12 protein-coding genes and 2 pseudogenes are annotated in these 12189 nt (G+C 72.2%); 9 read left to right on the top strand and 5 right to left on the bottom strand.

Annotation, left to right across the window (positions count from 1 at the left end; genetic code table 11):
• The first annotated feature begins 425 nt into the window (after positions 1-425).
• The 6 genes from BJF79_RS18890 (at position 426) to BJF79_RS18910 (ending at position 6788) form a co-directional block, all read left to right on the top strand.
• Positions 426-1460 (top strand): M24 family metallopeptidase, encoded by a 1035-nt coding sequence (locus BJF79_RS18890; RefSeq protein WP_262402255.1) that lies wholly within the window; start codon positions 426-428, stop codon positions 1458-1460.
• Between the two features lie 334 nt (positions 1461-1794).
• Positions 1795-3027: an ABC transporter ATP-binding protein gene (locus BJF79_RS18895; RefSeq protein WP_075899205.1), complete on the top strand. Its 1233-nt coding sequence runs from the start codon at positions 1795-1797 to the stop codon at positions 3025-3027.
• Positions 3024-4007 (top strand): ABC transporter substrate-binding protein, encoded by a 984-nt coding sequence (locus BJF79_RS18900; protein ID WP_316043383.1) that lies wholly within the window; start codon positions 3024-3026, stop codon positions 4005-4007. The genes BJF79_RS18895 and BJF79_RS18900 overlap by 4 nt, the downstream gene beginning before the upstream one ends.
• Positions 4004-4339: a hypothetical protein gene (locus BJF79_RS65685; protein ID WP_316043384.1), complete on the top strand. Its 336-nt coding sequence runs from the start codon at positions 4004-4006 to the stop codon at positions 4337-4339. The genes BJF79_RS18900 and BJF79_RS65685 overlap by 4 nt, the downstream gene beginning before the upstream one ends.
• Entirely contained in the window at positions 4243-5769 is a 1527-nt protein-coding gene (locus BJF79_RS18905; RefSeq protein WP_410050111.1) for a carbohydrate ABC transporter permease, read from the top strand. Before BJF79_RS65685 ends, BJF79_RS18905 begins: the two co-directional genes overlap by 97 nt.
• Positions 5766-6788 (top strand): carbohydrate ABC transporter permease, encoded by a 1023-nt coding sequence (locus BJF79_RS18910; protein WP_083733575.1) that lies wholly within the window; start codon positions 5766-5768, stop codon positions 6786-6788. The genes BJF79_RS18905 and BJF79_RS18910 overlap by 4 nt, the downstream gene beginning before the upstream one ends.
• A gap of 144 nt (positions 6789-6932) precedes the next feature.
• On the opposite strand, the pseudogene BJF79_RS18915 reads toward BJF79_RS18910, so the two are convergent.
• Positions 6933-8176: pseudogene (locus BJF79_RS18915) on the bottom strand (ABC transporter ATP-binding protein).
• A gap of 226 nt (positions 8177-8402) precedes the next feature.
• Between BJF79_RS18915 and BJF79_RS18920 the strand changes: the two are divergent.
• The 3 genes and pseudogenes from BJF79_RS18920 (at position 8403) to BJF79_RS18925 (ending at position 9938) form a co-directional block, all read left to right on the top strand.
• Entirely contained in the window at positions 8403-9200 is a 798-nt protein-coding gene (locus BJF79_RS18920) for a LacI family DNA-binding transcriptional regulator (RefSeq protein ID WP_262402256.1), read from the top strand.
• Positions 9182-9235 (top strand): annotated as a pseudogene (locus BJF79_RS67080) (hypothetical protein); the annotation flags it as partial. The gene BJF79_RS18920 and the pseudogene BJF79_RS67080, both read left to right, overlap by 19 nt.
• A gap of 235 nt (positions 9236-9470) precedes the next feature.
• Positions 9471-9938, top strand: coding sequence for an Lrp/AsnC family transcriptional regulator (locus BJF79_RS18925; RefSeq protein WP_075899207.1), 468 nt, complete (start codon positions 9471-9473; stop codon positions 9936-9938).
• Positions 9939-9965: 27 nt separating this feature from the next.
• Here BJF79_RS18925 and BJF79_RS18930 read toward each other — a convergent pair whose 3' ends face one another.
• The 4 genes from BJF79_RS18930 to BJF79_RS18940 form a co-directional block, all read right to left on the bottom strand.
• The gene (locus tag BJF79_RS18930) at positions 9966-10904 is read right to left on the bottom strand and encodes a TIGR03619 family F420-dependent LLM class oxidoreductase (RefSeq protein ID WP_075899209.1); all 939 of its coding nucleotides are present in this window, start codon (positions 10902-10904) and stop codon (positions 9966-9968) included.
• 77 nt (positions 10905-10981) lie between these two features.
• A complete protein-coding gene (locus BJF79_RS18935; protein WP_262402257.1) occupies positions 10982-11665 on the bottom strand; it encodes a DUF1707 and FHA domain-containing protein in 684 nt (227 codons plus the stop codon).
• Positions 11666-11795: 130 nt separating this feature from the next.
• Entirely contained in the window at positions 11796-11957 is a 162-nt protein-coding gene (locus BJF79_RS55555) for a hypothetical protein (RefSeq protein ID WP_158079228.1), read from the bottom strand.
• A gap of 25 nt (positions 11958-11982) precedes the next feature.
• On the bottom strand, positions 11983-12189 hold a 207-nt coding region (locus BJF79_RS18940; RefSeq protein ID WP_262402258.1), incomplete at its 5' end, for a hypothetical protein.

Here is a 12189-nt window from a genome sequence, read left to right on the forward strand (position 1 = left end):
CCGTGCGGCCCGTACCCGTTCGGCCTGCGCGGCGGCCCGCGCGGCCGTCCGTTCGGCGGTCCGTTCGGTGCCGTGCGCCGCTTCGCGCCTGCCCGCGCGGCCGCCCTCTCTCGCGGGCACCCGGTCAGCCGCCGTGCCGGCGGGACGGCCCGGGGCGACGCGGCCCGCCGGTTCTTGCGATGCTGGAGGCGTATCCGAGGCGGTTCATCCTGTGTCGGAGCACATGCAGAATGTAACAGGAGCAGGTCACAGGGGAGGAGGAAGCGGCGATCACGCATCGCCGGCGGGCGCGCCGCACGGCGGGCGTCCCCGGCCGCGGGCGCCGCGACCCGCGAAGATGGAGACGGATGTGACGACGGAGTTGTATCCGCGCGAGCGGCGCGGGACGCGTTCGGGAGGCGACGGCGCGGGCCGGGCTGGGGGCGGTGCTGCTGACCCCGGGGCCCGACCTGCGCTACGTGACCGGCTACGACGCGCTGCCGCTCGAGCGGCTCACCTGCCTGGTGGTGCCCGCGTCCGGCGACGCGTTCATGATGGTCCCCCGGCTGGAACTGCCCGCCGCGCGGGAGTCGCCCGCGGGCGGCCTCGGCGTGGAGTTCGTGCCGTGGGACGAGACCGACGACCCGTTCGCGCTCGCCGCGGCCCGGCTGCCGCGGGACCTCGCGAAGGTGGGGGTCGCCGACCGGATGTGGGCGGTCATGGCGCTGCGGTTCCGGGCGGTGCTGCCGGGCGCCGAGCAGGTCGCCGCGGGGTCGGTGCTGCGCGAACTGCGGATGCGCAAGAGCGCCGCCGAGGTCGCGGCGCTGCGCGAGGCGGGCGCGGCGATCGACCGGGTGCACCGCCGGGTGCCGGAGTTCCTGCGTCCCGGGCGCACCGAGCGGGAGGTGGGGCGCGACATCGCGGACGCCATCATCGCCGAGGGCCACGAGAGGGTCGACTTCGTCATCGTCGGGTCGGGCCCGAACGGCGCGAACCCGCACGCGGAGCTGTCGGACCGGCGGATCGGTCCCGGGGAGCCGGTCGTGGTCGACATCGGCGGGACGATGCCGTCCGGCTACTGCTCGGACTCCACCCGCAACTACTGCGTGGGGGAGGCCCCGGCCGACTACCGCGCCTACTACGCGGTGCTGGAGGAGGCGCAGCGCGCGTCGTGCGACGCGGTCCGCCCGGGGGCGACGCCGGAGGCGGTGGACGCGGCGGGCCGCGACGTCATCGCGGCGGCGGGCCACGGCGAGCACTTCTTCCACCGCACCGGGCACGGCATCGGGCTGGAGTCGCACGAGGAGCCCTACATCGTCGCGGGCAACACCGAGCCGCTGGAGCCCGGGATGGCGTTCTCGATCGAGCCGGGCATCTACCCGGGCCCGCACGGCGCCCGCATCGAGGACATCGTGGTGTGCACCGAGGACGGGTACGAGCCGATGAACGTGACCGGGCGCGGGCTGGTGCTCGTCGACTGACACATCATCGCCTGATCAGGCGAATCCCTTGAAATGGGGTTTTCCGATCAGGAAAGCAGGGAGGGCGGGGCGTTTTCGTCCCGCCCTTCCGGCATTTCGGACGTCCTCGAATGGGCCGCCCGGCGACCCCGTCAACGACCGGGATCGCCTCGATAACGATCTCTGCACCAAATGCGTTCCACGGCACACCGCGTATTGCGGTGGGAGCGTTCCGCCCTGTACCACCTTGTTTCAAGTTACGCCGGGGTAGGGTCCGTTTCTCCTGCCGTGCGGTCGGGGCCGAGCCCTGCCCGGGCCCCGCCGGCGAACCCGTGCCGGAAGAAGAGGAGACGCCGTGGCAGAGGTCGACCTGACCAGCGTCGGGAAGGTCTATCCCGACGGCACGCGGGCCGTGACCGACCTGAACCTCCACATCACCGACGGGGAGTTCCTCGTCCTGGTCGGCCCCTCCGGCTGCGGCAAGACGACCGCGCTGCGGATGGTCGCCGGCCTGGAGGACATCTCCGAGGGCGAGGTCACCATCGGCGGACGGGTCGTCAATCGGGTGCCCGCCCGCGACCGCGACGTCGCGATGGTGTTCCAGAGCTACGCCCTCTACCCGCACCTGTCGGTGCGCGACAACATCGGGTTCGGCCTGTCGCTGCGCAAGATGCCGAAGGCCGAGATCCGCGAGAAGGTCGACCGGGCCGCCGAGACCCTCGGCCTCACCGACCACCTCGGCCGCAAGCCGCGCAACCTGTCGGGCGGCCAGCGGCAGCGCGTCGCGATGGGCCGCGCGATCGTCCGCGAGCCGCAGGCGTTCCTGATGGACGAGCCGCTGTCGAACCTCGACGCCAAGCTGCGCGTCCAGATGCGCGCCGAGATCGCCCGCCTGCAGCGCGACCTCGGCGTCACCACCATCTACGTCACCCACGACCAGACCGAGGCGATGACGCTCGGCGACCGCGTCGCGGTGATGAAGAAGGGCGAGCTGCAGCAGGTCGCGCCGCCCCAGGAACTCTACGACCGGCCGGCGAACCTGTTCGTCGCCGGTTTCATCGGATCACCGGCCATGAACCTGCTCAAGGGCGCCCTCACCGGGGACGCGGAGAACCCGCGCCTGGAGATCGGCGCCCGCACGCTGACGCTGCCGCCCGGGGTGCTGACCGAGCGCCCCGACCTGGCGTCCTACCTGGGGCGCGACGTCGTCGTCGGCATCCGCCCCGAGGACATGGAGGACGCCGAGCTCGCCGAGGCCCCCGAGGGTGCGCGGCTGGAGGCCGCCGCCGATCTGGTGGAGGCGATGGGCTCGGACGTGCTCGTCCACTTCGCGGTCGAGGCGGCGCCGGTCGTCACCGAGGACACCAAGGAGCTCGCCCGCGACGCGGGAGCCGACGTGCCGGACGGCGCGCGCGAGGAGCGCACCGATCTGGTGGCCCGGTTCAGCCCCCGCACCCGCGTGAAGGCGGGCGACCCGGTGACGATCCGCGTCGACACCGGCCGCCTGCACTTCTTCGATATCGAGTCCGGCGCGTCGATCTGGGGAGCAGACGACGGGGCCGGTCCGCTCAGGAAGGATGAGGGATGAGGGTCTCATGGTTCGGCCGCCGGGCGTTCGGCGCGGCCGTCGCGGCGGGGATGCTGGTGTCGTCCGCCGCGGCGTGCGGCGGGGACGACGACGGCGGCGGCAACGGCCCGCTCAAGGGCGTCCAGATCGAGGTCGCGGCCAAGTGGACCGGCCCGGAGGAGGAGAACTTCCGCAAGGTCCTCGACGCGTTCGAGAAGCAGAGCGGAGCGACCGTCACCTATGCCTCCACCGGCGAGAACACCGACGCCTACCTCGGGCCGCGGCTGTCGGCCGGCACCCCGCCGGACGTGGCGATCCTGCCGCAGCCGGGCCTGATGCGGCAGTACGCCGAGGACGGCAAGCTCAAGCCGCTCGGCGGCGACGTCGTCGCGGAGGTCGAGAAGAACTTCGAGCCGTACTGGAAGGACCTCGGCTCCAGCGACGGCAAGACCTACGGCGTGATGATCAAGGCCGCCTACAAGTCGATCATCTGGTACTCGCCGGAGGCGTTCTCCACCGCCGGCGTCCAGCCCCCCAAGACGTTCGACGAGCTGGCCGCGGCGTCCACCACCCTGCTGAACTCCGGCACCACCCCGTTCACGCTGGCCGCCGGGCCGCAGGACTCCTGGACGCTCACCGACTGGTTCGAGAACGTCTACCTGTCGCAGGCCGGGCCGGAGAACTACGACAAGCTCGCCGACCACGAGATCAAGTGGACGGACAAGACCGTCGCCGACGCGCTGAAGACGCTCGCGAAGATCTGGGGCGAGCCCGACTTCCTCAACGGCGGCGTCGCCACCGCCACCAAGACCAAGTTCGACGAGTCGGTGACGCAGGTCTTCGGCCAGCAGAAGGCGGCCATGGTGTACGGCGGCGACTTCGCCGCCGCGAACATCGGCACCACCGACGCCAAGGTCGGCACGGACGCCAAGGTGTTCGCCTTCCCGCAGGCCGGCGACACCGCCCCGGCGATCCTCGGCGGCGACGTCGCGTCGCGATGACCGAGGAGAAGGGCACCCAGGAGCTCATGAAGTTCCTCGCCTCCCCCGAGGCCGGGAAGACCTGGGCCGGGCTCGGCGGCTACCTCACCCCCAACAAGAACGTGCCGCCGGACTCCTACGCCGACCCCATCGCCAAGCAGCTGATCCAGCAGCTCCAGGCCGCCGGGGACGCCGCCCGCTACGACATGTCCGACCTGACCCCCGCCGCGTTCGGCGCGACGCCGGGCGACGGCATGTGGGAGGCGCTGCGGCAGTTCGTGCAGAAGCCGACCGACGTCGAGGGGACGCAGGAGAAGCTGGAGGCCGCGGCCGCCGAGGCGTACGGCAAGTAAGGGACCCCCATGAAGGCTCCGAAAGACGGGACGCCGCCGGCCGTCACGGCCGGCGCGCCGCCGCCGACGACGGCGGCACCGGTGGCGCTACGGGCGGCACGGCGGGCGCGGGCGCGGGCTCGGCCCCGCGCGGCCGCAAGGGACGCGAGCGGCTGACGCCGCCGTCGTGGCTGGCGCTCACGTTCCTGCTGCCCGCGCTGCTGCTGCTCGGCTTCCTCGTCGTGTACCCGATCGTCTACTCGGTGATCCGCAGTTTCTTCGACGCCACGGGCGACTTCGCGGGCCTCGACAACTACACCGGGGTCTTCCAGGGGCACGACAACATCGTCGCGGTCCGCAACACCGCGATCTGGGTGGTGGTGGCGCCGACGATCGTCACCATCGTCGGCCTGGTGTTCGCCGTCCTCACCGAGCGGATCCGGTGGGCGACGGCGTTCAAGCTCGTGGTTTTCATGCCGATGGCGATCTCCTTCCTCGCGTCCGGCGTGATCTTCCGGCTGGTGTACCAGCAGGACCCCGACAAGGGCGTCGCCAACGCCGCGATGGTCGCCGTGCACGACATGTTCAGCACCGACCGCACCTACCCCGGCGCGGGCCCCCGCACCGCCGGTGACCAGCCGGTCCGCGACGACGGCGGCGCCGTCGTCGCCGCGCGTCCGGTGACGGCCGGGCAGACCGTGATCCTGCCGCTGGTGAAGGTCAAGCCCGAGTACCTGCCGGAGACGGCCGAACCGGCGGCGAGCCCGCCGAAGGCCGGGTCCGGCGAGATCACCGGCACGGTGTGGTTCGACTTCACCCGCGGCGGCGGCGGTGCGCTCAACCAGCCGAACCAGGGCGAGAGCGGGCTGCCGGACGTCCGCGTGGAGGCCGTCCGCGGCGGGGAGGTGGTGGCGACCGCGACCACCGGCCCGGACGGGACGTTCACGCTGGAGGACGTCGGATCCGGGCAGGTCACGGTGCGGCTGCCGCAGGACAACTTCACCGAGGCGTACCGGGGCGCCGAATGGCTCGGCGGCACCCTCATCACCCCCGCGATCATCGGGTCGTACCTGTGGGTGTGGGCCGGGTTCGCGATGGTGCTGATCGCCGCCGGGCTCGCCGCCATCCCGCGCGACGCGCTCGAAGCGGCCCGCGTGGACGGCGCGACCGAATGGCAGGTGTTCCGGCGGGTGACGATCCCGCTGCTGGCGCCGGTGCTGATGGTCGTGCTGGTGACGCTGACCATCAACGTCCTGAAGGTCTTCGACCTCGTCTACATCATCGGCGGCGGCGACCCGAACGCCAGCGTGCTGGCGCTGGAGATGTGGACCGAGTCGTTCGGCGGCGGAAACGACCAGGGGGCCGGCAGCGCGATCGCCGTGCTGCTGTTCCTGCTGGTGCTGCCCGCCATGCTGTTCAACATCCGGCGAATGCAGCAGGAGCGGAAATGAGCACCGCGGACGGCACGGACAGGTCCGCCTCGGACGAGACTCCTCCCGACGAGACGGCCGCGGACGAGACGGCCGCGGCGGAGAACACGGAGCCCGCGAAGGCGGAGGCCGTCGCGGAACGGGCGGGTGCGAAGGGCGCGTCGGGCGCGCCGCGCCGGAGCGTCGCGGCGCGGATCGTCGGGAAGCTCGGCGGCGGGGCGGCGCAGGCGCTGCTGGTGCTGATCGCGCTGTTCTGGCTGGTGCCGACGCTCGGCCTGCTCGTCGCGTCGCTGCGCTCCACCGAGGACAACAACGCCGGCGGCTGGTGGAACGTGTTCACCGAGCCGTCCCAGCTGACGTTCGACGCGTACTCGTCGCTGCTGGGCCGGGGCGACTTCGTCGACTCGTTCTGGAACACGATGCTGATCACCGTCCCGGCCACGGTGCTGGTGGTGGTGATCGCCGCGCTCGCCGGATACGCGTTCGCGTGGATGGAGTTCCCCGGCCGCGACTGGCTGTTCCTGATCGTGGTGGCGCTGCTGGTGGTGCCGGTGCAGGTCGCGCTGATCCCGGTGGCGAAGCTGTACGGCGTCATCGAGGTCGGCGGGTTCCAGATGTTCGGCTCGGTCACCGGCGTGGTCCTGTTTCACGTGGCGTTCGGGCTGCCGTTCGCCATCTTCCTCCTGCGCAACTTCTTCGCGGCGATCCCGCGGGACCTGCTGGAGGCGGCGCGGATGGACGGCGGCTCGGAGTGGACGATCTTCCGGCGGGTGATCTTCCCGCTGGGCGGCCCGGCGATCGCCTCGCTCGGGATCTTCCAGTTCCTGTGGGTGTGGAACGACCTGCTGGTGGCGCTGGTGTTCGCCGACACGCAGGCGCAGCCGATGACGAAGTGGCTGCAGTCGCAGATGCGGCAGTTCACCGGCAACATCGACATCCTGGCGCCGGGCGCGTTCCTGTCGCTGATCGTCCCGCTGGCGGTGTTCTTCGCGTTCCAGCGGTACTTCGTGCAGGGCGTCCTCGCCGGCTCCGTCAAGTGAGCACGTCGAGTGAGCACGTCGAGTGAGCGCCGTCGAGTGAGCGGGCGGAAGTAACGCACGGACGGGCGGTGCCCGCGGCCCCACCCCGAGGCCGCGGGCACCGCCCGTCCCGTCCGTCGCGTCCGTTCCCCAGGGGGCCGGCCGTCAGGCGTCGGTCTTGGTGACGTCCGCGGCGCCCGGCGCGCGGCCGGGGCGGCCGATGGCCAGGCCGCTGGCGGGGTCGAAGAAGTGCAGGCGGCCGGTGTCGACGGCGAGGTCGACGTGCTGGCCGGGCCGCACCTGCGAGCGGGAGTTGACGCGGGCGGTCCACAGCGCCTTGTTCTCGGCCAGCGGGATCGCCATGTCGTCCTCGCCCTCGGACTCGTCGCGCGCGAGGTCGGCGGTGTCCTTGTGCTCGACCGGCGGGGCGTCGATGGTGAAGATGACGTTGATCTCGCTGCCGAGCTCCTCGGTGACGCTGCTGCGCACCGACATCGGCGCCCAGTCGGGCTTGGCGTGCGCGGCGTCCTCGAAGTCCGAGGGGCGGATGCCGAGGATGATCTGCTTGCCGAGGTAGTCGCGCAGCGCGGGCTTGGCGTCGAGCGTCGCGTCCGGGACGGGCAGCGTGTAGCCGGCGAACGAGACCTGCGCACCGCCGTCGGCGCGCGCGAGGTCGGCGGTGACGAAGTTCATCGCGGGCGAGCCGATGAACCCGGCGACGAACAGGTTGACCGGGTTCTCGAACAGCCGCTGCGGCGTGTCGACCTGCTGCAGGACGCCGTCCCGCAGCACGCACACGCGGGTGCCGAGCGTCATCGCCTCGATCTGGTCGTGGGTGACGTAGACGGTGGTGACGCCGAGCCGCTCGTGCAGCTGGCTGAGCGCGCGCGCATCGACACGCGCAGCTTGGCGTCGAGGTTCGACAGCGGCTCGTCCATCAGGAACGCCTGCGGCTGCCGGACGATCGCGCGGCCCATCGCGACGCGCTGCCGCTGGCCGCCCGACAGCGCGGCGGGCTTGCGGGACAGGAACTGCTCGAGGCCGAGCATCTTGGCGGCCTCCTGCACCTTCTGCTTGATCTCGGCCTTGGGGGTGCCGCGCAGCTTCAGGCCGAACGCGAGGTTCTGCTCGACGGTCATGTGCGGGTAGAGCGCGTAGTTCTGGAAGACCATCGCGATGTCGCGGTCCTTGGGGGCGAGGTCGTTGACGACCTGGTCGCCGATGGAGATCTTCCCGCCGCTGATCTCCTCCAGCCCGGCGATCATCCGCAGCGCGGTCGACTTGCCGCAGCCGGACGGGCCGACCAGCACCATGAACTCGCCGTCGCCGATCTCCAGGTTCAGGCCGTCCACGGCCTTGACGCCGCCCGAGTACACCTTGTCGACCTGGTCCAGCGTGATCTTCGCCATCGGATCCCTCGTGCTCCTTGTGGAAACGTTTCCTCAATACCCTGGCGAGCAGGGCTTTTACTGACTTGAGTGGAGTAAACATCATGGAACCGTTTCCAGGGGAGAATCCGTTATGAGAAGATGATCGAAAACCTCCCGAAGGAAGGACGGCCGATGGCGGAACGCCGGTCGGCGACGATCAAGGACGTGGCGGCCGCCGCGGGCGGGCATCGCCACGGTGTCGCGCGTGTTCTCCGGGACGGGCGCGGTCGCCGAGGCCACCCGCGAGCGCGTCCTGGCCGCCGCCCGCGAGCTGGACTACCGGCCGAGCGCCCTCGGCCGCGGCCTGAAGCTGCGGCGCTCCGGCGGCATCGGCCTGATCGTCCCGGACGTGACCGACCCGTTCTGCGCCGAGCTGACCGCCGGGGTGCTCGCCTGCGCGCGGACGCTCGGCGGGCACGTCATCGTGGACGCCGCGCACGGCGACCCCGAACGCGAGGCGGAGATCGTCGACCGGTTCGTCGAGCAGCGCGTCGACGGGATCATCGCCCGCCCGGCGGGGGAGACCGCCGACTGGCGCGCCGCCGCGCGCGTCTGCTCCAGCGTCGTGTTCGCCGACCGGGTGCTGCCGGGCCTCCCCGAGATCCCCACCGTGCTCGCCGACGACGCGGGCGGCGTCCGGTCGCTGGTGGAGTACCTCGTCGGGCTGGGGCACCGGCGGATCGCGTTCCTCGGCGCCGCCGCCCCCGGCGGCGAGCCGGGCGTGCGGGAACGGGCGTTCCGCGACACCCTCGACCGGCTGGGCGTCCCCGTCGAGGAGGACCTCGTCGCGGCCGGCCCGCCCGGCCCGCGACGCCGCCTACGCGGCCGCCGCCGGGCTGCTGCAGCGCCGCTCCGACGTGACCGCCGTCGTCGCCGCCGAGCACCTGCTCGGCGAGGCGGCCGTGCTCGTGGCGCGGGAACTGGACCTGCGGGTGCCCGCCGACCGTGTCGATCGCGATGGTCGACGACGTCCCGTGGGCGGAGCTGTGCGACCCGCCGCTGACCGCCGTCGCCCGGCCCGGCCGCGACATCGGGTACCGGGCGTGCGAGCTGCTGCTGCGCGAGCCGCGCGGCGCGCGGCGCGGCGGGCCGGTCCGGCTGCGACCGAGCTCGTCGTCCGCGGGTCCTGCGGGGCGCTGCGCACCGGACGCCGCTGACGGGGCGGAATCCCGTGAGGTGAAATCTCACGAATCATCCGGGATCGGCGGAGGATGGCGCCGATCTGTGATCTGTGCGGGCACCGGCGGTCCCGCGGGCGCGCTAGATTCCCCTCGTGGAGGAGATCGATCGTCAGATCCTTGCGCTGCTGGCCGACGACGGGCGGATGAGCTTCACCGACCTGGCCAAGGAGACCGGCCTGTCGGTGTCGGCGGTGCACCAGCGGGTGCGGCGGCTGCAGAAGCGCGGCGTCGTCCAGGGGTTCACCGCGCGGCTCGACCACGCGCGCATCGGCCTGCCGCTGACCGCGTTCGTGTCGATCAAGCCGATCGACCCGTCGGCGCCCGACGACGCCCCCGAGCGGCTGGCGCACCTCACCGCGATCGAGGCGTGCCATTCGGTGGCCGGGGACGAGAGCTACATCCTGAAGGTGCGCGTCGGATCGCCCAACGAGCTGGAGGACCTGCTGCAGCGGATCCGGGCGGCGGCCAACGTCGCCACCCGGACCACCGTCGTCCTCAGCACCCCGTGGGAGGGCCGGCCGCCCCGGCCCGACGGCCGGGCGACCGGCCCCGAGGACTGACGCCCGGCCCGGGACCGGGCCGGGGGATCAGCGCGGGGCGAGCGCCTCCAGCGCTTCCCGCGCGATGTACATCGAGTCCCACGGGTCGGCGTCCGGGCCGGTGAGCCGCGGGTCGAAGTTCAGGTCGAGGAACAGCTCGGTGACGCCCTGCTCGGCGAGCGCGTCGAAGTCGCCGACGATCTGGTCGTAGGTGCCGGTCAGCGGCCTGCGGTCGGCGCCCGTCCCGATGTCGGACGCGTCGTCGCCCTCCTCACGGATCCGCACCGCCCCGCGGCAGACGAACCGCAGCGCGGCGGCGTCCCGCCCCGCCTTCTCGGCAGCCTCGCGGACGATGTCGATCGAACGTCCGATGTCGGCCAGTTTCGCGCGGCTGGAACTGACCCAGCCGGCGGCGAGCCGCCCGGCGCGGCGCAGCGCGGGCTCGGACGCGCCGCCCAGCAGGATCGGCGGCTCCGGATCCTGCAGCGGCCGCGGGTCCATGGTGACCGGCGGGACGTCGTAGAACTCGCCGTGGAACTCGCTGACCTGCCCGGCCTCGCCCGTCCAGAAGGCGCGCAGCGCCCCGATGAACTCCTCGGCGCGGGCGCCGCGGCGCTCCATGGACGCGCCGACGGCGGCGAACTCCTCGGGCATCCAGCCGAGGCCGAGCCCGAGGTCCAGCCGCCCGCCGGTGACGTGGTCGAGCGTGATCGCCTGCTTGGCGAGCAGGGCGGGGGAGTAGAACGGCAGGTTGACCACGGCGACGCCGAGCCGCACCCGCGCGGTGTACCCGGCGAGGTACGCCAGGGTGACCAGCGGGTCGGGGACGTTGCGGTACGTCTGATCCGCGGAATCGGCCGGGTTGACCACGCGCTGCAGCGTCCACAGGGAGTCGTAGCCGAGCTCCTCGGCGCGCTGCGCGATCAGCACCTGGTTGGCCGGGGTCGACCACGCCCCCGCCACCGGTACGGCGAACCCGATCTGCACGGATTGTCCTCCTCGTCGTCGCGCCCGGCCACCACCCGAACCGGGCGAACCTTACTGTGTCAAGGCGCCCGCCCCGCTCAGGACCGGCAAAGCGCCGAATCTACCGGATGCGGACCGCGCCTCCGCTCCCACCCGCGCACATCATGTCCGCGATATGAACTCCCTGTCGTGCCATGTTCGGTCATACCGGGCATCCGGCCGGACGCGGTTCCGGACCCGGGGTCAGTTCGCGGTGACGATGAAGCTGGAGTCGCCGAAGCCGACCTCGTCCCCCGGACGCACCCGCGCGGCGCGGCCAGCCGCCAGCCGTTCACTCTGGTGCCGTTCATCGACCCGAGATCGGAGATCATCCAGGTTTCGCCGCTGCGGTAGATCTCGGCGTGGAAGCGCGAGACGGTCAGGTCGCTCAGCACGAACTGGCAGGCGGGGGCGCGCCCCACCACGATGCGCGACGGCCCGCCCGTCGGCAGCGCGAACCGGGGCAGCCGCGGCGCCCGCCAGGCCGCCTCGATGCGCGCGGTCGCCTGCGAGAACGAGGACACCAGCCCGGTCAGCCGGCCGACCACCCGGCCGGGCGGCGGCAGGTCGTGGACGATCTCGTCCAGTTCGGCGCGGCTGCGGGCCTGCAGCGCCATGTCGACGCGCCGCTCGAACGTCTCGTGGGAGATGCGGCCTTCGGCCACGCGGTCGCCGAGGACGCGCAGCACCCGGTCGCGTTCGCCGTCGGACGCCCGCACCGGGTATGAAGGCCCACCGTCCATGTCCGTGAGTATCCAGTTCGCGTCGTCGGCTGTCCAGAAAAGATCTCCGGAGGGCGGCCGACCGGATCGCCCGCCCTCCACCAGTTCGATGCCGCCGCTTTACCGTAAGTTCGCCCGGAACGGACGGGTTTTAGGGCGCTCCGACCGGTGACCCGATCGGCGACCGGGTGCGAAGCCCGCGGGCCGGTCCGGCGAACGTCGGGTCGCCGGTCCCGGCGGCCGTCTCGCCGAGCCGGCAGCACGCCTCCGCGACGCGTTCGGGCAGGTCGGCGACCTCCAGGAATCCGCTCACACCGGTGCCGGGCGCCGTCGCGTCGTCACTGTGACTTGATCTTGTCCTTCATGCCGTCGAGCTTCATCAGGATGGGGTAGCCGCCGACGCTGAGGGCGTTGCCGTGCCCGGTCTGGTGGGTGTCGAACACCGACTGGATCGCGGCGTAGAAGCCTTGGACGTCGAGGGTCTGGTTGACGGCGCGCTTGGCCTGGCGCAGCGCGAACGGGTGCATCTGCGCGATCTGCCCGGC

The sequence above is a fragment of the Actinomadura sp. CNU-125 genome (assembly GCF_001942465.1).
In the GTDB taxonomy this organism is placed as follows: domain Bacteria; phylum Actinomycetota; class Actinomycetes; order Streptosporangiales; family Streptosporangiaceae; genus Spirillospora.

Excerpts from the sequence above, each read along its gene's own strand:
- BJF79_RS18910 (WP_083733575.1), top strand. The coding sequence starts at position 5,766 with ATGAGCACCGCGGACGGCACGGACAGGTCCGCCTCGGACGAGACTCCT.
- BJF79_RS65685 (WP_316043384.1), top strand. The coding sequence starts at position 4,004 with ATGACCGAGGAGAAGGGCACCCAGGAGCTCATGAAGTTCCTCGCCTCC.
- BJF79_RS18935 (WP_262402257.1), bottom strand. The coding sequence starts at position 11,665 with ATGGACGGTGGGCCTTCATACCCGGTGCGGGCGTCCGACGGCGAACGC.
- BJF79_RS18900 (WP_316043383.1), top strand. The coding sequence starts at position 3,024 with ATGAGGGTCTCATGGTTCGGCCGCCGGGCGTTCGGCGCGGCCGTCGCG.